The sequence below is a fragment of the Cellulomonas sp. NPDC055163 genome (genome assembly GCF_053607065.1).
The window spans coordinates 429,225-452,642 of record NZ_JBSGSU010000001.1; the positions used below are offsets into that span (position 1 = coordinate 429,225).

General features: G+C 75.2%; 22 protein-coding genes. 8 read left to right on the forward strand and 14 right to left on the reverse strand.

Annotated features, from left to right (window positions below; genetic code table 11):
- Window positions 1-238: 238 nt before the first annotated feature.
- The 10 genes from ACWFNE_RS01885 to ACWFNE_RS01930 all read right to left on the reverse strand — a co-directional run bounded on the left by ACWFNE_RS01885 (window position 239) and on the right by ACWFNE_RS01930 (window position 10,308).
- Complete coding sequence (locus ACWFNE_RS01885; RefSeq protein ID WP_452120761.1) at window positions 239-2,230, reverse strand: penicillin-binding transpeptidase domain-containing protein; 1,992 nt, start codon at window positions 2,228-2,230, stop codon at window positions 239-241.
- A 249-nt stretch (window positions 2,231-2,479) separates the two neighbouring features.
- A complete protein-coding gene (locus tag ACWFNE_RS01890; protein WP_452120762.1) occupies window positions 2,480-2,785 on the reverse strand; it encodes a cupin in 306 nt (101 codons plus the stop codon).
- 8 nt (window positions 2,786-2,793) lie between these two features.
- Window positions 2,794-3,792, reverse strand: a complete 999-nt coding sequence (locus ACWFNE_RS01895; protein WP_452120763.1) for an alpha/beta hydrolase — start codon at window positions 3,790-3,792, stop codon at window positions 2,794-2,796.
- A 4-nt stretch (window positions 3,793-3,796) separates the two neighbouring features.
- Window positions 3,797-5,251: an MFS transporter gene (locus ACWFNE_RS01900; protein WP_452120764.1), complete on the reverse strand. Its 1,455-nt coding sequence runs from the start codon at window positions 5,249-5,251 to the stop codon at window positions 3,797-3,799.
- Between the two features lie 18 nt (window positions 5,252-5,269).
- Entirely contained in the window at window positions 5,270-6,712 is a 1,443-nt protein-coding gene (locus ACWFNE_RS01905) for an MFS transporter (RefSeq protein ID WP_452120765.1), read from the reverse strand.
- Between the two features lie 78 nt (window positions 6,713-6,790).
- Window positions 6,791-8,026: a type II toxin-antitoxin system HipA family toxin gene (locus tag ACWFNE_RS01910; protein WP_452120766.1), complete on the reverse strand. Its 1,236-nt coding sequence runs from the start codon at window positions 8,024-8,026 to the stop codon at window positions 6,791-6,793.
- On the reverse strand, window positions 8,026-8,298 hold the full coding sequence (locus tag ACWFNE_RS01915) for a helix-turn-helix domain-containing protein (RefSeq protein WP_452120767.1): 273 nt from the start codon (window positions 8,296-8,298) through the stop codon (window positions 8,026-8,028). The genes ACWFNE_RS01910 and ACWFNE_RS01915 overlap by 1 nt, the downstream gene beginning before the upstream one ends.
- Window positions 8,299-8,378: 80 nt before the next feature.
- Window positions 8,379-8,954, reverse strand: coding sequence for a family 43 glycosylhydrolase (locus tag ACWFNE_RS01920; protein WP_452121127.1), 576 nt, complete (start codon window positions 8,952-8,954; stop codon window positions 8,379-8,381).
- 63 nt (window positions 8,955-9,017) lie between these two features.
- Entirely contained in the window at window positions 9,018-9,863 is an 846-nt protein-coding gene (locus tag ACWFNE_RS01925; RefSeq protein ID WP_452120768.1) for an ATP-grasp domain-containing protein, read from the reverse strand.
- A 76-nt stretch (window positions 9,864-9,939) separates the two neighbouring features.
- Window positions 9,940-10,308, reverse strand: coding sequence for a VOC family protein (locus ACWFNE_RS01930; protein ID WP_452120769.1), 369 nt, complete (start codon window positions 10,306-10,308; stop codon window positions 9,940-9,942).
- A gap of 64 nt (window positions 10,309-10,372) precedes the next feature.
- On the opposite strand from ACWFNE_RS01930, the gene ACWFNE_RS01935 reads away from it, so the two are divergent.
- Window positions 10,373-10,849: a MarR family winged helix-turn-helix transcriptional regulator gene (locus ACWFNE_RS01935; protein ID WP_452120770.1), complete on the forward strand. Its 477-nt coding sequence runs from the start codon at window positions 10,373-10,375 to the stop codon at window positions 10,847-10,849.
- A complete protein-coding gene (locus ACWFNE_RS01940; protein ID WP_452120771.1) occupies window positions 10,846-11,142 on the forward strand; it encodes a helix-turn-helix transcriptional regulator in 297 nt (98 codons plus the stop codon). Before ACWFNE_RS01935 ends, ACWFNE_RS01940 begins: the two co-directional genes overlap by 4 nt.
- Window positions 11,143-11,277: 135 nt before the next feature.
- Here ACWFNE_RS01940 and ACWFNE_RS01945 read toward each other — a convergent pair whose 3' ends face one another.
- Window positions 11,278-11,673, reverse strand: a complete 396-nt coding sequence (locus ACWFNE_RS01945) for a hypothetical protein (protein WP_452120772.1) — start codon at window positions 11,671-11,673, stop codon at window positions 11,278-11,280.
- An 85-nt stretch (window positions 11,674-11,758) separates the two neighbouring features.
- On the opposite strand from ACWFNE_RS01945, the gene ACWFNE_RS01950 reads away from it, so the two are divergent.
- The 3 genes from ACWFNE_RS01950 (at window position 11,759) to ACWFNE_RS01960 (ending at window position 15,348) form a co-directional block, all read left to right on the forward strand.
- Complete coding sequence (locus ACWFNE_RS01950) at window positions 11,759-12,892, forward strand: GNAT family N-acetyltransferase (RefSeq protein WP_452120773.1); 1,134 nt, start codon at window positions 11,759-11,761, stop codon at window positions 12,890-12,892.
- 121 nt (window positions 12,893-13,013) lie between these two features.
- On the forward strand, window positions 13,014-14,639 hold the full coding sequence (locus ACWFNE_RS01955; protein WP_452120774.1) for a PP2C family protein-serine/threonine phosphatase: 1,626 nt from the start codon (window positions 13,014-13,016) through the stop codon (window positions 14,637-14,639).
- A gap of 64 nt (window positions 14,640-14,703) precedes the next feature.
- Window positions 14,704-15,348: a GNAT family N-acetyltransferase gene (locus ACWFNE_RS01960; RefSeq protein WP_452120775.1), complete on the forward strand. Its 645-nt coding sequence runs from the start codon at window positions 14,704-14,706 to the stop codon at window positions 15,346-15,348.
- A gap of 32 nt (window positions 15,349-15,380) precedes the next feature.
- Here ACWFNE_RS01960 and ACWFNE_RS01965 read toward each other — a convergent pair whose 3' ends face one another.
- On the reverse strand, window positions 15,381-15,743 hold the full coding sequence (locus ACWFNE_RS01965; protein ID WP_452120776.1) for an ArsR/SmtB family transcription factor: 363 nt from the start codon (window positions 15,741-15,743) through the stop codon (window positions 15,381-15,383).
- Between the two features lie 122 nt (window positions 15,744-15,865).
- Between ACWFNE_RS01965 and arsM the strand changes: the two genes are divergently transcribed.
- Window positions 15,866-16,723, forward strand: a complete 858-nt coding sequence (arsM, locus tag ACWFNE_RS01970; RefSeq protein ID WP_452120777.1) for an arsenite methyltransferase — start codon at window positions 15,866-15,868, stop codon at window positions 16,721-16,723.
- Between the two features lie 63 nt (window positions 16,724-16,786).
- On the opposite strand, the gene ACWFNE_RS01975 is transcribed toward arsM, so the two are convergent.
- Window positions 16,787-17,314: a MarR family winged helix-turn-helix transcriptional regulator gene (locus ACWFNE_RS01975; protein WP_452120778.1), complete on the reverse strand. Its 528-nt coding sequence runs from the start codon at window positions 17,312-17,314 to the stop codon at window positions 16,787-16,789.
- Window positions 17,315-17,403: 89 nt separating this feature from the next.
- On the opposite strand from ACWFNE_RS01975, the gene ACWFNE_RS01980 reads away from it, so the two are divergent.
- The gene (locus ACWFNE_RS01980) at window positions 17,404-18,045 is read left to right on the forward strand and encodes an FMN-dependent NADH-azoreductase (protein ID WP_452120779.1); all 642 of its coding nucleotides are present in this window, start codon (window positions 17,404-17,406) and stop codon (window positions 18,043-18,045) included.
- Window positions 18,046-18,203: 158 nt separating this feature from the next.
- Window positions 18,204-19,391, forward strand: coding sequence for an AI-2E family transporter (locus tag ACWFNE_RS01985; protein ID WP_452120780.1), 1,188 nt, complete (start codon window positions 18,204-18,206; stop codon window positions 19,389-19,391).
- Between the two features lie 59 nt (window positions 19,392-19,450).
- Here ACWFNE_RS01985 and ACWFNE_RS01990 read toward each other — a convergent pair whose 3' ends face one another.
- Window positions 19,451-23,215 (reverse strand): FG-GAP repeat domain-containing protein, encoded by a 3,765-nt coding sequence (locus tag ACWFNE_RS01990; protein WP_452120781.1) that lies wholly within the window; start codon window positions 23,213-23,215, stop codon window positions 19,451-19,453.
- Window positions 23,216-23,418: the final 203 nt, after the last annotated feature.

A 23,418-nucleotide genomic window follows, 5' to 3' on the forward strand; every position in this document is an offset into this window, starting at 1 on the left:
ACGGGGGGGGGGGGCGGGGGGGGGGGGGGGGGGGGGGGGGGGGGGGGGGGGGGGTGGGGGGGCCCCCCCCCCCCCCCACCACCCCTCCACCGGCACCACCAGCGGCACCGGTCACCGGCACCCACCACCGGCACGGGATCGGCACCCCCGTCCTCCGCGGCCGCCTCCCGGTCGCGTCACCAGGCCGCACGGACCGCCCGGCGGCGCACGCCGCCACACGCGGCACGGCCCGCCCGGATCAGGCGCCGTGGACCGACGCCAGGAAGGCCTCGAGCAGCGGACCCGACGTCGTCGAGCCGTAGTCGCCCACCTCGACGAACACCGCGACCGCGAGGTCACCCTGGACCGCGATCATCCACGCGTGGTTCTGCAGAGCGTCCGCGGAGCCGAACTGCGCGGTGCCGCTCTTGGCGAGCACCTCGCCGCCGGGCTCGTCCTGCAGGAAGTCCCCGCCGCCCTCCGTCACGAACGCACGCATCAGGCCGCGCAGCGCGTCGGCCTCGGCGGCGGTGAGCGGCACGGGCGTCGCGGTGGCGCCGGCGGCGGCCTCCGACGGTGCGGCGGACGCCCCGGCGGCCTCGGTGCCCGGGTCCGGCGTGGCCGCCCCGCCCTCGGGCGGGATGACGAGCCGCGGGGTCACGAGCGCGCCCGCACCGACCGACGCGGCGACACGGGCCATCGCGAGCGGCGACGCCTCGGTGCGACCCTGCCCGATCATCGACGCCGCGTGGTCGGTGCCCTCGGACTCCGCGGGGACGGACCCGAGGAACGCCGGGAAGCCGACGTCGGCCGCTGCCCCGAGCCCGAGCGACGCCGCGGCCGATGCCAGCGCCTCCTGCGGGACCCGGTCGCGCGCGCCGATGAACGCCGTGTTGCACGAGCTCGCGAGCGCCGAGCGCAGCGGGATGTCGCCGATCGCGTCCGCCGGGTAGCCGGGGTAGTTGCGGAACTCCCGGCCCTCGACCGAGACGGTCGGCGGGCAGCTCAGCGTCGAGTCCGGGGTCAGGCCCGCGCGCAGCAGCGCGAGCGACGTCGCGACCTTGAGCGTCGAGCCGGGCGCGTACTTCCCGACCGTCGCGGTCGACAGCCCGGCGCTGCCCGGACCGCTCGCGGCCACGAGCACGTCGCCCGTCGAGGGGCGGAGCGCGACGATCGCGGACGGCACCTCGACGGGCTCGAGGATCGACTCGGCGGCGTCCTGGAGCCGGACGTCGAGCGTCGTCACGAGCGGCTGACCGGCGACCGGCTCGGAGCGGACGAGCTCACGCTCGGCGACGCCGTCGGCCGCGACGGCGACGACCGCGAGCCCGGGCAGGCCGCGCAGCTGCGCGTCGTACTGCCGCTGCAGGCCGCTCAGCCCGGCGACGTCCCCGGCCGCGACCGCGCCCTTCGACTCCTCGACGATCTCGGCGGTCGCCTCGCCGACGGTGCCCAGGAGCGGGCGGGCGAAGCGGCGGGTCGGGGCGAGCGGCAGCGTGCCCGCGACGACGTTGACGCCGGGCAGCGCGCCGAGCGCCTCCGGGTCGTACGCCGGGTCGCCGGACCGCACGACGATCGCCTGCACGAACGCCTTCTCGCCGGCGGCGGCGACCTGCGCCGCGTACGCGACCGGGTCCATGCCGAGGGCCGTCGCGAGCCCCTCGGCGGCGGCGGGCTGCTCGGGCGCCGCGACCCGCGTCTTGTCGATGCCGATGCGGCGCACGTCGCGGCTCGTGACGATCGGCTCGCCGCCGGCGCCGAGCACGTCGGCGCGGGCCGCGGGCGTGCGCCGGACCGTCAGCGTCTCGCCGGGCACGAGGTCGCGGGCCAGGAGGTACGTCGACCAGGCGGCCTGCCACTCGTCGTCGACGCGGGTCAGCCGGGCGGTCGTCTCGTACGTCCAGTCGGTGTCGCTCGCGTCGACGTCCCACGTGTACGTGAGAGTCGAGGTGGCCTGCTCGGGGTCCTCGTCGTCGACCACGGGCTCCGCGGCGGTCACCGTCGGCTGCCACGGGGCGAGCCCCTCGAACGCGGCGGTGCGCTGCGCGGCGGCCTCCGTGGCGGTCGCGCCGGTGAGCGTCACCCCGTCGAACGTGCCCGTCGACAGCGCCTTCGCGAGCGCGTCGGCGGTCACCTCCGGGTCCGGCCCCTCGGGCGTGCACGCCGTGACCCACCCGAGCGCGAGCACCGCGCCGAGCACCGCCGCGACCCGCCGCCCGGCGGCCCCACCGCGCCGGGGCCGTGCACCCACGTCGCTCCCGGCCGCCGTCCGACCCTGCACACCCTGCTGCACCGCGACGCCCACGTCGGATCCCTTCGGCCCCCTGCGGCCGCGCGGCTGCCTCCGTGCGGTCCGTCCGTCATCCTGCCCGATCGGGCAGGGCGCGCCGCGGTGATCGGCGCGCGCGTCCGTGCAGGTCCTGTGCGGGGCCGGTGCCGGCGGCTCAGCTGGTGCGGGCCTCGCGCTCGTCGGCCGGCTCGTCGATCCCCGTGACGGTCGTCAGGAGGAACACCGAGTCCTCCTCGGCCGTGACGCCGTGGCGCTCGTGCGTGATCTGGTGCAGGGAGCCGGTCGGCAGCGTGACGTCGTCGTCACGCTCGAGGAGGTGACCCGGACGAGCCCGTGCAGCACCTGGAGCGTCGCCGCGTGCGGGGCGTTGTGCTCGCCGAGCTCCTGCCCGGCCGCGAGCGCGATGACCGTCTGCCGCAGCTCGCCGTCGTGCACCACCCGCTCGGCGCTGCGCCCGTTCGGGGCCTGCTGCGCGGCCTCGAGGTGTCGCCAGGTCAGGGTCTGCAGGTCGGGCATGTCGCTCCTCAGGTCGTCGTGCGCTCCATGCTGGCCGTGCCGGCGGGCGTGCGCCACTCCCGCGAGCGGGCGTCGAGCCAGCCGAGGACGACCGCGAGGTACGTGTCCCGGGCGGGGCGCGCGGACAGGGCGAGGTCGTGCACGGCGCCCTCGATCGGCTCGTACGTCACGTCGGCGCCGAGCAGAGGGGCCCGGTACGCGATCTGGCGGACGTCGAGCACGGTGTCGGAGCAGCGCAGGTCCGGGTTGTCCTCGCTGTTGGGGCCGCTGCGCGCCGCCGAGCACACGAGCACGGGGACCCGGACGTCGAGCCCGCGCGAGAGCCGGGCGTGCCCCCGCCGGACGGCCCGCATCCAGCCGGCGCGCGGCGGGTAGCCCCCGGGCGGCTTGAGCTCGAGGTCGTACTCCCACTCGCCACCGTTGCTCACGTGCAGGCTGCGCGAGTACGCCGACGGGCCGCCGCCGATCACGCGGCGGGGGTCGAGGGGCCCGAGCGCGTCGAGCACGCGGGTCGAGACGACCCGGTCGAACCAGTGCGCGTTGAGGTCGAACCACGGCGAGTTGAGCACGAGCGCGTCGAGCAGGTCGGTCTCCCGGACGCTGTGCGCCCAGAGGCTCGCGGTGAGCCCGCCGGTCGAGTGCGCGTTCACGACGAGCCGGTCGTGCCCGAGCTCGTCGCGCAGGATCCGGGCGGCGAGCGTGAGGTCCTCGGCGTACTCGCGCAGGTCGGTGCAGTAGTGCGGGGTGGTCCACGGGCGGATCGAGCGCCCGCAGCGCCGCAGGTCGAGCGCGTAGAACGTGTACCCGTGGGCCTCGAACGCCGCGGCGAGGTGGGTCTGGAAGTAGTAGTCGTTGTAGCCGTGCACGTACAGCACCGCGGGTCCGGGGGCCGCGCCGGACGGGGCACGGCGCACGAGCGTCGCGACGACCGGCCCGTCCTCGTCGACCCCGAGGTCGAGCGTGCGCGCCTGCCACCCCGGCAGGGCGTCGGGCTCCCACTCGGTCACGGGATCATCGTGCCCCTCGCGGGGCGTCACCGGGCGCGGCACCCGTCGGCCCGGGGGCGCCGGACGCGTCCCGGCCACCGACCTTCACCGGGAGCAGCAGCGCGAGCCCGAGCAGCAGCACGACCATGATGCCGAGCACGCCCCAGTACTGCGCACCGGCGATCGCGATGGTCGTCGAGAACGCGAACGACGCGAGGAAGCCCGCGGCGCGCCCCGTCGTGGCGTAGAGCCCGAAGAGCTCGCTCTCGTGACCCTCGGGGCTCAGGCGCGCGAGCAGCGAGCGGCTCGCGGACTGCGCGGGCCCGACGAACACGCACAGCAGCAGCCCGAAGACCCAGAACGCCTGCTGGCCCGCGTCGTGCAGCAGGAACACCGCGGTGCCCGAGACCACGAGCCCGACGAGCGAGCCCACCACGACCGCCTTGGGCCCGATCCGGTCGTCGAGCCAGCCCGCGGCGACCGTCGCGAGCCCGGCGACGACGTTCGCGGCGATCGCGAACTGGATGACCTGCCCCGCGGAGAACCCGAACGTCGTCGAGGCGATGATCGCGCCGAACACGAACACCCCCGAGAGCCCGTCGCGGTAGACGGCGCTCGCGACGAGGAAGTGGACCGTCGGGCGGCTCGTGCGCCACAGCCGGACGACGTCGGCGCCGAGCGCCCGGTACGCGGCGACGACACCGCGGCGCTGCGGCCGGCCCTCGCCGGGGAGCTCGGGGACCGCGAGGAAGACCGGCAGCGCGAACACCGCGAACCAGAGCGCGGAGAACAGCACCGCGACGCGGATGTCGAGCCCGTCCTGGTCCGTGACCCCGAACCAGCCGACCTCCGGGTCGATGAACCCGACGAAGAGGATCAGCAGCAGCACGATCCCGCCGACGTACCCGGCGCCCCAGCCGATGCCGCTGACCTTGCCGACCGTCCCGGGCGTCGACACCTGGGCGAGCATCGCGTTGTAGTTGACCCCGGCCAGCTCGAAGAACACGTGCCCGGCCGCCAGCAGGAAGATCCCGAGCAGCAGGTTCTGCTCGAGCGAGGCCGGGTCCGGCGTGACGAAGAACATCGAGACGCTGATGAGCACCGTGATGGCCGTGTGGATGCCGAGCCACCGCTTGCGTCGCCCGGTGCGGTCGGCGCTCGAGCCGGTCACGGGCGCGAGCAGCGCGATCAGCACCCCGGCGCCCGCGAGCCCCCACCCGAGCCACGCCGAGTGGTCCGCGAGCGTCGCGTCGAGCAGCGCGGTGGCCGGCCCCACACCACCGGCCTCCGCCTCGGCGGCCGCGACGGTCGCCGGGTCGACGAACGCGTCGGACGTGATCCACCGCGTGAACACGAACGTCGTGATGACGGCCTGGAACGCGGCGGACCCCCAGTCCCACAGCGCCCACGCGAGCACGCGCCGACGAGGCACGGGTACGGGCGTCGTCGCCCGTGGGGAGTCCTGCGAGGTGTCCGCCACGCGCGCAGCGTAGGTCGTCTACTCGTCCAGCGGGAGACCTCGGCGTTCCGGGAGGGTGAACGCGCCGGCCGCGGCGACCACGAAGACCGCCGCGAAGACCCCGAACAGCAGCGACGTGCCGCCCGCGTCGCGCAGGAACGGCACCGCGAGCGGGGCGAGCACCGAGGCGATCCGCCCGAACCCCGCGGCGGCCCCGGCCCCGGTCCCCCGCATCGACGTCGGGTACAGCTCGGGGGTGACCGCGTACAGGGCGCCCCACGCCCCGAGGTTGAAGAACGAGAGCAGCATCCCGGTCACGAGCACGCCCTGCTCGGAGTCCGCGGACGCGAACAGCGCGGCGCCCACCGCGGAGCCGACGAGGAACGCGGCCAGCGTGCGGCGCCGCCCCCACACCTCGACGAGCACGGCCGAGGCGGCGTACCCGGGGAGCTGGGCGAGCGTGATCCACAGCGTGTACTCGAACGAGCGCACGAGCGTGAACCCGTCGGCCACGAGGATCGTCGGGAGCCAGATGAACGCGCCGTAGTACGCGAAGTTGACGGTGAACCACACGACCCACAGCGCCACGGTGCGGCGGCGGAACGACGGCGCGAACAGGGCGGCCACCCGGGTCCCGCGCGGCTGGGGGCCGGTGGGCCGGGAGCGGGTGCCGTCGCGCTCGACGGGGTCGGACTCGTCGGCCGGCGGTCGGCGCGGGCCGGGCACCATCGGCTTCGGGGTCCACGACCCGCCCGCGGTCGGCGTCGCGCGGGCCACGAACGCCGGCTCGGGCGCGACGCCGGCGGACCGCTCGAACCGGGTCACGACGGCCTCCGCCTCGACGACGCGGCCGCGCGACTCGAGGAACCGCACCGACTCGGGCAGCACCGTGCGCACGACCGCGGAGTAGAGGGCGGGGACCGCGCCGATCGCGAGCGCCCAGCGCCACCCGTTCTCGGATGCCGGGACGACGAGGTACCCCACGACGGCCGCGAGGGTCCAGCCGACGGCCCAGAACGCCTCGAGCGCGACGACGACCCGGCCCCGGATCCGCGGCGGCGCGAACTCGCTCACGAGCGTCGACGCGACGGGCAGCTCCGCGCCGAGCCCCAGGCCGACGACGAACCGCAGCACGATCAGCGCGGCGACGGACCCCGCGAGCGCCGACGCGCCGGTCGCGAGCCCGTACACCAGCAGCGTGATCGCGAACACGGAGCGCCGCCCGACGCGGTCCGCGAGCAGACCGCCGAGGCTCGCGCCGAGCGCCATCCCGACGAACCCGGCCGACGCGATCCACGACAGCTCCGCCGGCGACGCACCCCACTGCACGGCGAGCTGCGCGAGCACGAACGAGATGAGCCCGACGTCGAGCGCGTCGAGCGCCCACCCGGCGCCCGAGCCCAGCAGGAGTCGCAGGTGCTCACGCGTGAAGGGCAGCGCGTCGAGGCGTTCGGTCCGCGTGGGGGCGGGCGGCGGGGTCATGGGTCTCCTTCCCGGTCGCTTACCTTCCACCGCGGGGCCGACGCGCACAACTCGCCGACCGGGTGCCGTCGCCGGCGCTCACGGGGCCACCACAGCGGCGAGAGCCGGCTCCATCCGGTTCACCTGCGACCGGCTGATGCCGTGTCGAGCCGCGACCTCCCTCCACTGCCGCACCACCTCCACGACGTGCGTGAGCACTCGGCGGGCTGCGGTGGCGTCGAGGCGGAAGTACGGCGCGACGTCGAGTGCGGCGACGAGCGTGGACTCGGGGTGCGCATCACTGAGGGTCGTGGCGTGGGTCCCGGGGTCGGGATTGGGATTGATGTCGAACGCTGGGGCGAGACGCCACCTGCCGCCACCAGCGTGCAAGAAGCCGTGGTTGCGGAGGTGGTCGTCGGTGTTGTGCAGCAGCACCCCGAGGACCATCCGGCGCCAGAGCTCGTGCAGATCGGCGACGACCTGGTCGGAGTGCTGTTCGATCGCCTCGGCGATGTCGAGGTACGTCCGGGGGTCGTGGTCGACGGCCTCCAGCATCGTCATCGCGGACACGTAGCCGATTCGCCGCCCGTCAGGAGCGCGGTCGAACCGGTCGAGGACGAGGACCTGCCGGCCGGCGATCGTGACGAGCCGCGAGGTGGGAACGGTGATCCCGGCGGCGGCCGCGAGGTCGAGAGCGACCTGCTCCCACGCCATGACGTCCCACGCGTCGCCCTCGGAAGGGAACTTCGCGATCGCGAGACGCCCGTCGGTATCGCGGACGTGAGTCTTGGGTCGAGCACCACCGAGCGACGAGCCCGCCCCGACGAGGCGACGGATCTCCGACAGGCCGACGTCCTCGTGACGTTCGTAGTCGGCGGCGATCTGCAGGAGCTCCGGAAGCTCGGTCAGGGTCGGGACGCCGGTGCCGTCCTGAGCGAGGAACGGGCCCTCGTCCACGCTCAGCCGCAGCGCTCCTTGGCGCAGGTCGTCGCGGACACCCAGAAGGTAGTCGCCCTCGCCGAGCTCACGCGCGGGTCTGCTCTCCGCTGCGGCGAGCCCGGCCTCCTGCCGTCTGAGCAGAGTGCGTCCCCATCGGTCGGGCGCGCAGTCGGTCAACGCACCGAACATCGCCTGCCCCACGTCCGTGTGCCACTGACCGGTCGCCAGCGGCAATGACGGGTCGATCCCGTACGCGCCTCGCGCGGCTACGTACCCGGCGTCGTAGGTGAACGTCGCCGACGCGACGCCGCGACGGTGGTGCGTGTACAGGGTGCCGACGACGCGGGGGACCGCTGTCCTCGGGTCCACGGTCGTGTGGACGGTGATCGGTCCCATCAGACGGTGCGTGGCCGGCGGACCCGCGCCGGTAGCTGCTCGTCGGCGCGCATCCGCCCGATGTCGGTGGTGTACGGGTCGAACGCGCCGGTGACGGGGTCGAGGATCCCTAGCGCGCGCGCGACGCGCAGGGTGTTCTCGAGGGTGGCTCCGTCGCCCGACTCGAGCCGCCCGACGGTGTTCACGCTCAGCCCGGCGCGCTCCGCGACCTCCGCCGCCGTGAGCCCGCGGAGCTTTCGCCACGAGGCCAGGTCCGAGCCGATCCTGCTCATGGCACGCCGGACGGGTGGTGGTGTCGGTGAGCCGGCCATGTCGCCCCCATTCTCGTTTCAAACTACCAGGATAGGGGTCTTCAACCGGTTTGCACATCATGTTTGGGACCATCGCCCGCGTCCGTCGCGAGCGTGTGCCGTCCTGCTCGACGCGTCGGTGCCCGCCCGGCTCGCACCCTAGACGTCAGCGGGGGGCTCCGGGGCCGGGAGCCCGGCGTCAGGTACTCGACCATGTGCGCGGTCACCGTCGTGGACGTCGGCCGGCCGTTGCGAGCGTGACGCGCCCGCGCCCGCGCTCGTAGTCGACGCCGCCGCGCCGGTGCACGGCGACGACGTCGCGGCCCGGCGGGGTCCGTCGCCGCGACGTAGACGTTGCCGCCGGGCGCGCCCTCGGGCTGCCCGACGAGCGTGCAGACGATCCAGAACCGGCCGTCGTGGTGCCGCAGCGTCGGCGCGAACAGCCCGTGCGACGACCGGACGCCGGTGAGGTCGAGCTGGCCTGGCCGGTGGATCGCGTGGCCGACCGGCTCCCAGCTGATCAGGTCCCGGCTGCGGTGGACCGGCGAGCCGGGGAGGTGGTCGAACGTCGAGGTGACGAGGTAGTAGTCCTCCCCGGCGCGGCAGAACGACGGGTCCGGGTAGCACCCCGGCAGGATCGGGTTCCGGGCCGAGCCCGTGCGTGACCTCCGCGGGTGGTGGACGGCGTCGTCGCGACGACCCTAGAGCCGTGCGAGCAGCGCGTCGGCGAAGCGCTCCGCCGAGCCGGGTGCGAGGTCGAGGAACAGCTCGGGCTCGACGAGCTCGAGCTCGATGAGCAGCGGCGCGTCCTCGGGCCCGACGAGGTCGACCCGCGCGTACAGCAGCGCGTCCGACCCCCCGGGCACGCACGCGAGCGCGGCGTGCGCGACGGCGACCTCCGCGTCGGTCGGGGTGTGCGCCGCGTCGGTCCCGCCGTAGCTCGCCTGCACCCGGAAGTCCCCGGCGGCGGGCGTCTTGCGGACGCCGTGCGAGACGCGCCCGCCGATCACGACGACCGACCGCTCCCCCGCGACGATCTCCGGGAGGTACGGCTGCACGAGGACGTCGCCGGTGGTGGTGAGCGTGCGCAGGTGGTCCGCCGCCGCCGGTGAGCCCGTGGGGAACCGCCCGAGCCCCCAGGCGTTCGCGGAGACCGCGGGCTTGAGCACCACCTCGGGGGCGTCGACCGGGGGCAGCGCGGCGTCGCTGCCGGCCGGGACGAGCGTCGTCGGCACCGTCGGGACACCCGCCGCGGCGAGCTCGAGCAGGTAGGACTTGTGCAGGTTCCAGCGGACCACGTCGAGCGGATTGAGCACCGGCGCCGCGAACGCACCCAGGACCGCGCGGAACTCCTCGGGGTGCTCCTGGTAGTCCCACGTCGACCGGATCACCACGACGTCCGCGGGGACGTCCGCGACCGCCGGTGCACGCCACGGGGAGACGGTCACGGTCGCGCCGCGGGCGCGCAGCGCGTCGACGACGCCTGGGGTCTCGATGTCGTGGCCGTCGGGGTCGTCGAAGGTCAGCAGCAGCACGTGAGGAGGCACCGGGCGATGCTCGCACGCAGGACGGCGCCGCCCGGCACCGGGACACGCGGGTGCGCGACGGCGCCGCGGTCGGCCGTCAGGCGCGGTCGTGCAGGGTGACGTGGTAGCCGTCGGGGTCCGCGAAGGTGAAGGTCCGGCCGAAGGGCCCGTCGACCGGGGCGGAGACGATCGTGCGGCCGTCGGCGACGAGCGCGTCGTGGATGGCCTGGACGTCCGTGGCGTGGAGCCAGATCGCGGCGCCGATGCCGGGGCGCGCGGCGGAGTCGAGGTCGGTGCCGGGCACGACGTCACGCAGCGCGAACGCGATCGGGCTCGTCGAGAAGACGACGGCGTGCGGCGGGCCGGCCGGGGAGCGGACGAGGCCGAGGTGCTGCTCGTAGAACGCCTGCGAGGCGGCGAGGTCGCGCACCTGGAGCGAGACGAAGTCGGGGCCGGTGACGGGCATGGGCGCTCCTCGGGTATCCCTGTGTCAGTTTTCTGACACCGGCACTGTATGTCAGGATATTGACATGACGCAAGACGGCGCTCGCATCGACCTCGACACGTCGCTGGGCTACCTGCTCAAGGAGGCGTCGAGCGCCCTGCGCGCCGCGATGGAGGAGGTGCTGCGCCCGCTCGGGATGAACGTGACGCACTACTCGTGCCTCGAGCTCCTGGCGCAGCGACCCGGGCTGTCGAGCGCCGAGCTCGCGCGCGGCGCGTTCGTCACGCGGCAGTCGATGAACGTGCTGCTCCAGGCGCTCGAACGGGACGGCTGGGTCACCCGGCCTGCGCAGGCCCCCGTCGGCAAGGCGCTCCCGGTGCAGCTCACGGAACGCGGGCGCCGGAGCCTGGACGAGGCGAGCGCGGCCGTCCGCTCCGTCGAGCTCCGGATGCTCTCCGGGCTCACCGCCGACGACCGGTCCGCCGCGCTCCGGATCCTGCGGAGCATGGTCGGCAGCCTGCGGGGCGGCGACGACACCGCTGCCCGCCCGAGCCCGTCATGATGTCGCGACTCGCGCACCTGTCGCGGTACTGCGACATTCCGGGGTGTCACGGTAGTGCGACATCCCGGGGTGTCACCCAGGGCTGGACGCAGGCCCACCTGGCGCAGACCGCCGGAGCCTCGCGCCAGCTCGTCGTCGACGTCGAGCGCGGCAGGCAACCCGGCACCGAGCTCTCACGCGTGCTGGCGATCGCTCGTGCGCTCGGGTTGGGCGTCACACTGGCTCCCCTGCCGGACGACGAACCCTCCTCCTTCGACGCGATGCTCGACGACATCATGGGCACGAGCCGGTGAGCCCGGCCCTCGATGAGCTCACCCGTCCTGCTGTACGGGCAGCACCAGGACGGGTGACCGGCCCCGCCCGCCGCGCGACGAGCCGGAGGTCTTCCTCAGCGGCGAGGAGTGAGGCGGGCGCAGGAGAGACGTCGCCTACGCGCCGGGCTCGCCGCCGCGCACGAGGACGTGGGGCGTGAGCGCGCCCGGCACCGGCTCGGCGCCCGGGCCGCCCGCGTCGAGCCACCCCGCGAGCACCCCCGTCAGCTCGTCGCCCGCCACGCGCTCGAACCAGACGGGCCGGCCACCGGCCGTACGGCGGGCGTCGCCGCTCGGGCGCACGACGACGACGTCCCCGCGCTCGCACTCGTCGAGGCACTCGGACAGCGTGAGCTGCGCGGTGCCGCGGGCCGCGAGCGCCCGGAGCCGCGCGAGCTGACCGCCGTCGAGCGCGTCGCCGGACCCGAGCGTCTCGCCCGCGCACAGGCTGCACGCGGTCAGGCCCGGGACGGCACCGGGGGGCCGCGTCCCGCAGCCGCGCTCGCTCGTCACGGCGTCGAGGATAGGTCCGCTCCGGCCCGCCGCCGTCCCTGCGGAAACCCTCGACCGTGATCGCGCCCGGTGCGACGCTCGCGGGATGACGGCGTGGTCGGTGGTCGAGGCGGCGCTGCCGCCGAGCGTCGTGGATCGGGCGGCCGGCCCGGTCGTGGGCGCGCACCGGCTGCACGCCGAGGTGCAGCGGCGCTCGTGGGGCCACGACGACTTCACGGAGCCCGTGCAGCACTGGCTCGGGACGCTGCGCGACCAGGAGTACACCGAGCGGGTCGTGCTCGTCGCGGTCGCGGCGGAGGCCGGTCGGAGGCAGCCGGCAGGGGGCGCGGCAGAGGTCCGGGACCGGGACGTGGTCGGCGCCGCAGTGGTCGAGCTGCCGCGCACGGGCAACGCGCACCTGGCCGAGCTCGACGTGTGGGTCGACCCCGACCGCCGGCGCGAGGGGATCGGGTCGGCGCTGATGGACGTCGCGGAGCGCCGGGCGGCCGAGCGCGGACGCACGACCACGCTGGTCACGACGTCGCACCGCGGGGAACCGCCCGCGGAGCACCCGGACGCGCTCACGGCCGCGTCCGGCAGCGGACGCCTCGACGCCTCCGCCCCGGGCGTCCGGTTCGCCGCCCGGCGCGGGTACCGGCCGGAGCAGGCCGAGCGGTGCAGCGTGCTCGACGTCCCGCTCGACGACACGGTGCTCGCCCGCCACCTGCACGCTGCCGCGTCGGTCGCCGGGCCCGGCTACCGCGTCCACTCGTGGACCGACCGGGCGCCCGACGCGTGGCTCGACGACGTCGCGGTGCTGCTCACACGGATGAGCACGGACATCCCCCAGGCCGGGCTCGACCTCGAGGAGGACCCGTGGGACGGGGCCCGCGTACGGCACCACGAGCGGGTCGCCGCCGCGACCGGTCGCGGCTTCCTGGTGACCGTCGCCGAGCACGTCCCGACGGGCCGCCTCGCCGCGGTCACGCAGCTCGAGACCTCGGTGTCGCAGCCGGGGTGCGCGTGGCAGGACGCGACCCTCGTGCTCCGGGAGCACCGGGGCCACCGGCTCGGGATGCTGGTCAAGGCGGCGAACCTGCGCCACACGGCCCGGGTGCGCCCGGCGACCCGGCGGATCCACACCTGGAACGCCGAGGAGAACGCGCACATGCTCGCGATCAACGTCGCGCTCGGCTTCCGCCCTGTCGGCGTCGAGGCGATCTGGCAGCGCACGCTCTGACGCGGGCACGACGTGACGTCGTCAGGCACGGCCCCGCCGAGCAGGTGAAGTCGTCGCACCCGGAGCGGCGCGCCCGTCCCCGCTCCGGGTGCGGTGCACGGTCCGCGCCTTAGGCTGAACCGTGCCCGACACGTGGTTGGCCCGCTCGACGGGCACGACGCCCACCGGCGCCCTCGCGCGCTCCGTGGACTGGGCGTCGACGCCGATCGGCCCCCCGAGGTCCTGGCCGCGCGACCTGCGCGCAGCCGTGCGGATCTGCTTCAGCACCGAGTTCCCCGTCTTCGTCGCCTGGGGACCAGAGCGGACCATGATCTACAACGAGGGCTACAGCCGCATGCTGGGGACCACGAAGCACCCCCGGGCGATGGGCGCCGCGATGGCCGACGTCTGGTCCGACATCTGGGACTCGGTCGGCCCGCTCGTCGACACCGTGACGTCGACCGGCAGGTCGTTGTTCTTCGAGGACCTGCGCCTGCTGACCGAGCGTTCGGGGTTCGCCGAGGAGGCGTCGTTCACGTTCTCCTACAGCGCGCTGCTCGACGACCACGACGACGTCGCCGGCATGCTCTGCATCGTGGGCGAGACCACGGACCGGGTCGTCGCGAGCCGGCGGTTCGAGACGCTCGGCACCCTCTCGACGAGCCTGCACCGGGTCAAGCTCGACATCGAGCTGACCGCCAAGGTCGCCGCCGACGTCCTGCGGGGCAGCCCCGACGTCACGCGCGCGGACGTGCACCTGAGCACGCCCGACGGCCTGGTCCCGCTGCTCTCGACGCACGACCTCGCCGGCGCGGCCGCCCCGGGCGCGGGTGGAGCCCCGCCCGAGGTGCTGCAGCGCGTGTGCGACACACGTGTCGCCGAGAGGTCCGGAGGCACGCTCGTCGAGCCGGTCTCCGCGGTCCTCGGTGACGCGCCCCTCGGCGTCGTCGCGCTCACGGGCAACCCGCTGCGCCCCGACGACGAGGCGCAGCAGCTGTTCCTGCACCTCCTCGCCGCGTCGCTCGGCAACGCGCTCGCGGTGGCGATCGCGCACCAGAAGCAGGTCGACGAGCTCCAGGCGGTCTCGTCCGCGCTGCAGGCCGCGATGCTGCCGGAGGACCCCGGCTCGCCCGGCTGGCACACGCGCTACCGGCCGGCGGACGACCGGCTCGCCGTCGGCGGCGACTGGTACGACGTGGTACCCCTCGGCGACCAGCGGTTCGGGCTCGTCGTGGGCGACTGCGTGGGTCACGGCCTCGGCGCCGCAGCCGTGATGGGCCAGCTGCGCAGCGCCGCCCGCGCGCTGCTGCTCCAGGACCTCGCGCCCGCGGCTACCCTCGACGGGCTCGACCGCTTCGCGGCGACGCTCCCCGGCGCGGAGTGCGCGAGCGTCGTGTGCGCGGTCGTCGACGAGAAGGCCCGCACCGTCACCTACTCGAAGGCCGGCCACCCGCCGCCGCTGCTGCTGTCGAGGTCGGGGGCGCGCTGGCTCGGCGACGCCACCGGCACGCTGCTGGGGTTGGCCCCGCACCCGCGCCCGCAGGCCACCACGACGTTCGAGCGCGGCGAGACGCTCCTGCTGTACACGGACGGGCTGGTCGAGCGCCGTGGCGAGGGGCTCGGCGACGGGCTGGACCGGCTGGCCCGGACCGCGGTCGCGACCCTCGCGCAGCGGCCCGTGCACCAGCTGGGCGACCTCCTGATCGGGACTCTGCTCGAGGAGGGTGCACGCGACGACGTCGCACTCGTGGTCTACGAGGCGCGCTGACCCGCTGGCGGGCGTGGGACCTCCGCCGGTCGCCGCGCCGGCCGGGGTGGGAGAGCCTGGACGCATGCACCTTCCCGAGTCCGCGACGCCGCTGCCGACCGGGCGCGCGTCGGTGCGGGCCGCCGCGCGGATGCTCTCGAGCGCGCTGCGCGGGGACCCCGGCTTCGCCCACGTGCTGCCGGAGCCGGGCGTCCGGCGCCGCGCGCTCGACGCGATCCACCACATCGGGCTGACCGACGGCCTGCACCACGGGCACGTCCTGGGGGTGCACGACGACGCCGGGGTCGCGGGCGTCGCCGTCTGGTACCCGCCGGGCGCGTACCCGATGACGGCGCTGCGCAAGCTGCGCACGCTCGCCCCGCTCGTGCCCGTCGCGCTGCGGCACCCGTGGCGCACGGCCGCGCTGGCCCGGTTCGGGTCCGCGGTCGAGGCCGGCCTGCTCGACGCGGTGCCGCCCGAGGGCGCCTGGTACCTCGAGGTGCTGGGCGTCCGGCCCGACGCGCAGCGCCGCGGTCACGGCCGGCGGCTCCTCGCGCCCGTGCTCGCCGCCGCCGACCGGACCGGGTCGGCGTGCTACCTCGAGACCTCGCGCGAGGAGAACGTGCGCTACTACGAGGGCTTCGGGTTCCGGGTGGTCGGCGAGGTCACGGTGCTGCGGCCGCACGGACCCGTCGAGGTGCAGATGCTGCGGGGGCCGCGGGGGCGCTGACGTCACCCTGGCCCGGCGGCGGCCGCGCGGGCTCAGCCGGTGGGCGCGCCCGCGTGCCGCAGGACGTCCGCGAGCGCGGCGAGCGCCCCGGGCACGACCGTGTAGTACGCCCACACCCCGCGCTTCTCGCGCGTGAGGATGCCCGCCCGGACGAGCGTCGTGAGGTGGTGCGAGACGGTCGGCTGCGCCAGGCCGACGACGTCGTTGAGGTCGCACGCGCAGACGGGCTCGTCGCTCGACGCGATGTGCGAGAGCAGCTGGAGGCGGGCCGGGTCGGCCAGAGCCTTGAGGACCCGTGCGAGGTTCTCGGCGTCGTCCCGGGCGAGCGTGCCCCCGTCGAGCGGGGTGCAGCAGGCGGTGACGTCGAGGACGGGAAGCAGCGTGGGAGCACTCACGGGTCTGATCGTGCCGCAGACATTGACATCTGTCGATTCCTGGGTCAGGGTCTACATATCGACGCATATCGATGCGTCGCCGAGAGCGGGGCCGCTGGGCCCGACCGACCGTGGAGGACGACATGACCGAGGACCTCGTCGAGCAGGTGCGCAGGCGCTACGCGGAGGCGGCGCTCGCCGTGACCCGCAGCACGGCGCCGGGCGGTGCGGCGCCGGGCGGTGCGGCGCCGGGCGGTGCGGCGCCGGGCGGTGGGGCGTGCTGCGCGCCGGACGGGGCGGGGGTCGGTGCCGACACGCACGCACAGGCCGAGGCGACGTGCTGCGGCCCCACGCAGGCCCGCGAGACCGGGGACCGGTTCGGCGGAGCGCTCTACGACGTCGACGACGCTGCGGCGATCCCCGAGGCCGCGCTCCTCGCGTCGCTCGGCTGCGGCAACCCGACGGCCGTCGCCGACCTGCGCCCCGGCGAGCGCGTGCTCGACCTCGGCTCCGGCGGCGGCATCGACGTGCTGCTGTCCGCCCGGCGCGTCGGCCCGACCGGCTTCGCGTACGGCGTCGACATGACGCCGGAGATGCTCGACCTCGCGCGCAGCAACGCCGCGACCGCGGGCGCGACGAACGTCGAGTTCCTCGAGGGCCGCATCGAGGCCCTCCCGCTGCCGGACGCGGCCGTCGACGTCGTGATCTCCAACTGCGTCGTCAACCTCTCGGTCGACAAGCCCGCGGTGCTCGCGGAGGTGTTTCGCGTGCTCGCGCCCGGCGGCCGCGTCGGCATCTCCGACGTCGTGGCCGACGACGACGTGACCCCCGAGCAGCGCGGCGAGCGCGGCAGCCACGTCGGGTGCATCGCCGGAGCGCTCTCCCGCCGGGAGTACCTCGACGGGCTGACCGCCGCCGGGTTCACCGACGCGAGCGTGACCTTCACGCACGAGGTCGCGCCCGGCCTGCACGGCGCGATCGTGCGAGCGGTCAAGCCGTAGGTCGCGCGGCACGCCCGGGCCCGGCGGCACCTCGGCCCGCCGGCCCGGGCGGAGGGACGCGGGTCAGCAGCTGCCGTCCGGCCGGCTCTCGTCGGGCGGCTCGGCCTGCGTCGCGTCGGCGATCGCCCGGGCGGCAGCCGCGAGCTGGGTGAGCTGCTCGGCGCTGAGCACGTCGACCACGAGCCGCCGCACCGCTCGGACGTGCCCGGGGGCGACCTCCTCGAGCCGCGCGAGGCCCGAGTCGGTGAGCCGGGCCTCGGTGTGCCGCCCGGCGCGGTCGGTGCAGCTGCGCCGCTCGACCCAGCCGGCGCGCTCGAGCCGCGTGACGGCGTGCGAGAGCCGGGACAGCGACCCGCGCGCGTGCGCGGCCAGGTCGCTGAGGACGAGCGTGCGGGCGGGCGACTCGGACAGCGCGGCGAGCACCTGGTACTCGAAGGTGTTGAGCCCGGCGTCGCGCTTGAGCTGCGCGTCCAGGGCGGGCGGCAGGTCCATGAGCATGCGGGCGAGGGCCCGCCACTCGCCCTGCTGCTGGTCGGAGAGCCAGGGGACGTCGGGCTCGGCCACGGAGGCGCGGGGCTCGTCGTCGGTCACGCGGCGATCCTATGCCACGACTTGAACATTCAAGTCGTGCGGCCTACTGTGCGACTTGAACGCTCAAGTCCCCACCTGAGGAGAATCCCATGACCGTGCTCCGCGTCGACGCCAGCATCCAGGGCGACCGCTCCGCCAGCAGCGCCCTCGCCGACGTCGTCCTCGACCGCGTCGTCGCCGCGCACCCCCACGCGCCCGTCGTACGGCGCCACCTCGGTGAGGAGCCGCTGCCCGCCGACGCCTGGGCCACCGCGATCGCCGGCAGCTTCACGCCGGAGGCCGACCGGAGCGACGCGCAGCGCGCGGCCGTCGCCCTCGCCCAGGAGGTCGCCGCCGAGCTGCAGGCCGCGACGAGCGTCGTCCTCGCGCTTCCGCTCTACAACTTCGGGGTCTCGCAGCACGCGAAGGCCTGGATCGACCTGGCGATCGCCGGCGCGCCGCAGGGCACGCGCCTGCTCGACGGGACCCCCACCGTCCTCGTCACGACCCGCGGCGGCGCGTACGGCGCCGGGACCCCGCGCGAGGGCTGGGACCACAACACCGACTACCTGCGCCGCATCCTCGCCGACGTCTGGGGCGCCGACCTCACCGTCGTCGAGCGGGAGTTCACGCTCGTCGGCGTCAACCCCGCCCTCGACGACTTCGCCGAGGTCGCCGCGCACATGCACACCACCGCGCGCGAGGCCGCGGCCGAGGCCGGGACGGCTCTCGCCGCCCGACGCGCCGCCTGACCGGCACGCACGCGCGTCGGGCGGGAGCTCCCGCGGAGCACGGACGTGCCCCCGGCGCACCGGCACCGGCATCTGCACCGGCGCTCGACCGCACGACGGCTCGTGGGCGCCCACGTCCTCGCCGCGCCGGACCGGGCCCACCGTGGGAGGTTGACGCCATGAACGCCTTCCGACGACGCCCCGCCCGCACGCCGTCACCGGCCGCGCTCGCCACGACCGTCCCGAGCCCGACGCACCGCCCCGTGGCCCCGCCGCCGGCAGGCCAGTGGCACGACGGCCTGGGCCGCGCCGCGACCCGCAGCGCGCAGGCGCTCCTGGTGCTCACGCTGGCGTCGGTGCTGATCTGGGGGCTCACGCAGGTCAAGCTGCTCGTCATCCCCGTGCTCATCGCCGCGATCCTCGCCGCGGCGTTCAGCCCCCTCGTGCACGTGTTCCGCCGCTGGGGCTGGCCGCGCGCGCTCGCGACGTGGGCGGCGCTGCTCCTCGGGCTCGGGACGCTCGGCGTCGTCCTGTGGCTCGTCGGGCGCGGCATCCGCAGGGAGTGGCCGTCGCTCGTCGAGGAGGCCGACCGCGGGCTCGGGGAGCTCGAGAAGTTCCTGCTGGAGGGCCCGCTCGGCATCACCGAGGAGCAGCTCGCGTCCGCGCGCGAGTCGCTCACCGCGGCGCTCACGAGCGACCAGGTGCAGAGCGGCGCGATCACCGGGGCCACCGCCGCGGCGGAGGGCGTCGCCGGGCTCCTGCTGGGCCTCGTCGTGCTGTTCTTCCTCATGAAGGACGGTCGCAGCATCTTCGGGTTCCTGATCCAGCCGCTGTCCGAGGAGCGCCGGACGCGTGCGTGGCGCGTCGGGGACCGCTCGGTCGGGGTGCTCGGCGGCTACGTGCGCGGCACCGCCATCGTCGCGCTCGTCGACGCCGTGGTCATCGGCGCGGCGCTGGTCATCCTCGGCGTCCCGCTGGCGCTGCCGCTGGCGACCATCGTGTTCCTCGGCGCGTTCATCCCGCTCATCGGCGCGACCGTCGCCGGCATCCTCGCGACCCTCGTCGCGCTCGTCACGAACGGCCCGACGACCGCGCTGATCGTCCTCGTCGTCGTGATCGCCGTGAACCAGCTCGAGGGCGACCTCCTCGCGCCCGTCGTCATCGGCCGCGCGCTCGCCCTGCACCCGCTCGCGATCCTGCTCGCGCTGACCGCCGGGACGATCCTCGCCGGCATCATCGGCGCGCTCCTCGCGGTTCCGATCACCGCGGTCGCGTGGGCGGCGATCAAGGAGTGGCGGGCGCCGGACGACGACGTGCCGGGGAGCACGACGGCGACGCGCGGCCGGTCGGCCGACGCCCGCCGCTGACCGACGCACGACGACCCGCTCCCGGGCTGAGCCGGGGAGCGGGTCGTCGTGTCGCGGGGTCAGCGCACGCGCGGCTGCGCGCCCGCCTCGGACGCGCCGTTCACGCTCGTCCACCCGGACGTCCCGCCGTCGGACACGAGCCACCGGCCGTCCCCGGGGTTGGCGAAGAACACGTCGACCTTGCCGTCGCCGCTCATGTCCGCGAGCTGGAACTGGTCCGTGCGGACGCCCGGCGCGCCGTTGATCTGGCGCCAGCCCTCGAGGCCGCCGCTGGAGTAGTACCAGAGGCCGGTCGCCGGGTTGACCCAGAAGACGTCGTCCTTGCCGTCGCCGGTGAGGTCGCCGAGCAGGAGCTGGTCGTTCGGGACGTTCGCGTACGCGAGCGGCTGCCAGGGGGTGCCCCCGCCGTACGAGGCGTACCAGCGGCCGTCCGCCGGGTTGGCGTGGAACACGTCGTCCTTGCCGTCCCCGTTGACGTCGCCGAACCGCAGGGCGCTCGTCGGGATCCCCGCGGCGCCGTTGATGTGCCGCCAGGCGGACCTCGCGCCGTCGGAGACGTACCAGGCCCCGGTGGCCGGGTTCGACCAGAACACGTCGACCTTGCCGTTCCCGTCGAGGTCCGCGAGTGCGAGCTGGTCGTTCGGCACCCCGGCCGAGTTGACCGCGTCCCACGCGCTCGTCGCGCCGTAGGACACGAGCCAGCGCCCGTCGCCCGGGTTGGCGAAGAACACGTCGTCCCTGCCGTCGCCGTCGATGTCGCCGAACCGGAACTGGTCCGTCGTGAACGCGCCCGCACCGTTGACGACGACCCACGGCGTCGTCCCGTTGAACGAGACGCGCCAGAGCCCGTCGGCCGGGTTCGACCAGAAGACGTCGGCCTTGCCGTTGCCGTCGAAGTCGGCGCCGTCGGCGTTCTTCCTCACGACCGTCGGGGGCGTCGCGGCCGGGTCGAGGACCGGCACGATCGCCGCGGGGTTGTGGCACGACGTGAACAGCTTCGCCTCGTCGACCCCGGACGTGTACGTGCGGACCTCGCCGACGGCGCCTCGCCAGGCGTTGCCCGCCGCGCCGGCGACGAGCCCGCGCCCCACCCGGAGCTGACCCGCCGCTGCCCAGGCGGACGGGGCGGGCTGCGCGGCGGCCTGCACCGGGTCCCGGTCCCAGTCGTCGGTGGCACGCGGGATCTCGCACACCGACAGGGTGAGCCGGTTGTCCGCCGTGCGGGCCGCCGCGAGCTGCACCCAGTACCCCGCGCGCACCGGCACGGTGGAGACGGCGGCGACCGTCGACGCGCCGGTCGAGTCGCTCGACGGGACCCAGAACGCCCAGCACGTCTTCGACGCCGTGGGGCAGCGCGAGTCCGAGAGCTGGCCGAGGGAGAACCCGCTGACCTGCCGGCCGTCCTGGCTGACCGCGACCGCCGTGCGCGCCGCGTCGTCGGACTTCACGTACGCCATGACCCCGAAGGTGCCGGCGGTGTCGACCACCCGCACCGCCGACGACGCGACGTCGGATGCCTCGTCGAACTGCAGCGCCCGGTCCTGCGGCTTCCCGTTCAGCTCGGCCAGCAGCCCGTCCACGCGCGTCACCGACGACGACACGGCCAGCGGGTTCGGGCGGCTCGTGACCACGCTCGCCGCGGTCGTGCCGCTCGTCTCGTCGAACCGCCACGCGTCGCTCACCGCGGCCGTGTCGACCACGAAGCGGTACTCGCGGGTCGGGCTCGGCCACCCCGCGGCGTCCACCGACTGCACGTAGAGCACGTGCGGGCCGCCGGTCTTCGGGGTGTGCGTGATGCTCGGTGTGATGGCGGGGACCTCGTTCGCGAACCCCGTGTTGTCGAACGAGTACCGGAACTTCACGACGTCGGCCGACGTGGAGCGCCCGAACGTGAACAGCCCCGGGACCCCGGCACCGCCCCGCAGCGCGTCCTCGGCGTACACCGCGGCCTGCCCCGCGAGCGGTGCGACCGTGGGCATCACGGGCGCCTCGAGGTCGACGTTGAACTCGCACGCCGCGACCGGGCCGACGGCACCGCTGTCGTCGATGCCGCGCACGCGCCACTGGAACGGACCGCCCTGCCCGAGGGTCGCCGGCACCTGGACCGCGTGCTCCGCGCCGGAGCCCTGAGCGGGCGTCGCCGCCGGGTCCCACACGAGGGCGCCGTTGTCCGCCCGCACGATGTCGAACTTGGCATGCACGTTGCCGCCGTCGGGGTCGCTCAGCCGCGCGCGGAGGACCGGCGAGGCGGAGCGGAGCGTGGGCCGACCGGCACCGACGACGCACGCCGACTCGGGGGTCGTCGTGCGCGCCTCGGCCGGGTGGTTCGGCGGACGGTTGTAGACGACCGAGAAGCTCGCGTCCCAGCCGTAGCGCTTCCAGTACGCCATGGACGACTCGTCCGACGCGATGCCGAACGAGGCGAGCCCCGTGTTCGCCGCGGCGACGGCCTGCGCCTGCGCGGTCGCGTTGAACTCGATGCGTCGCGGGTCCAGGCCCGCGGCGCACCCCGCGCGGTGCGCGATGGTGAGGGTGTGCAGCGCGTTCCAGTACCCGCCGCCCGGGTACGCCGTGCCTGCGTCGAAGTCGGCGACGGCGTAGAGGGTCACGGGCTGCGGGGTGCAGCTGTACGAGTGCGTGCCCGTGACCGCGAACGTCGCGCCCAGCACGTGCCCGGGCTCGAGGTCCCCGATGCCCTGAAGCCCCGCGAACTGGTAGAGCAGGCGGCTGCGGAACGTCGAGGAGCACGTGGACGACGACGCCGTCGAGCACAGGCCGACACCTTCGTCGCCCGTGAAGTCGTACTTCGTGCCGAACACGGTGCGGACCGCGGAGCGGCGGTTGAGCGCGCCGCTCACGCCCGGGTCGATGAACACGGGCCAGACGGTCTCGGGGCTCTCGAGCATCTCGGCGTCCGGGGTCACCGTGACCTCGTCGGCCGTGACGTCCGCGGGCAGCGCGGCGACCTCTTCCCCGCCCACCGGCTCGACGACCGGGTCACCCTCGGCGAGCTCCTCACCCACGGCCGCGTCGGGCGCACCCGACGCCTCCGGAGCGGGCGCGGAGGAGTCCCACATCGCGGGCACCGGGCTCGCGAAGACCGCCGCACCGGACTCGTCGGCAGCGACGAAGCCGCCGTCCTTCGCCTCGACCTCGATGCCGTCCGACGTCGCCACCGGGAACGTCAGGTTCGCGAGGTCCGGGTGCGCCGCAGCCTCCGGGGAGTCCACCCGCAGCACCTCGGAGAACCCGGTCGCGTCCTCGTTGACCGTGACCACGAGGTCCACGCCCGGGAGCACCTCGGCGTACGTGACCTGCGCACCCGCGACGCTCGGCCTCGGCAGGTCGAACGGCATCGCGAACGTCAGCACGTGCCCGTCCCGCTCGATCCGCGCGAACGGCTCCTCGCCCGACCCGTCGCTGAACGTCATCGGCGTCACCGCCGACGCCACGCTCAGCGCACCGTCCGACGCCACGACCGCGTTGTCGACGTCCGCCCACTCCCCCGACTCGTCGGTCCGCACCGCGGCGGTCGACACGTCCAGGCGCATCGTCCCGTCGGGGAGCGCGACCGTCGTGTTCCACTCGGTGCGCGCGGCGACGACCTCCACCTCGGTGTCGCACCGCTGGGCCAGTGCGACGGCCGCACCCTCGTCGGGCGCCTCGGCGGTGCAGGGCGCGACGGCGGCCGGGCGCGGGCCCGCCGCCGCCGCGGGCGGACCCTCGGTCGCGACGGCACCCGCGAGCGCGAGCGCGGCGATCAGCACGCCGGGGAGCGCGGCCTCTCGGCGTGGGGTGCGGGGGTGCGGGGTGCGTCGTCGCACGGTGGTTCTCCTCGGTCGGTCGTGCAGGTCCGTCGTCGTGCAGGGCTGTCGTCGTGCAGGGCTGTCGTCGTGCAGGGCCCGCCGGGGCCGGGGACGCGGGGGGGGGCGCCAAGGGGGGGGGACCCCCCGGCCTGGGCCGCACGGGCCAACGTTGGGTGTTTCGCGACCACAGAAGTACTCGACCCAGGCAGCCCAAAGGCCCA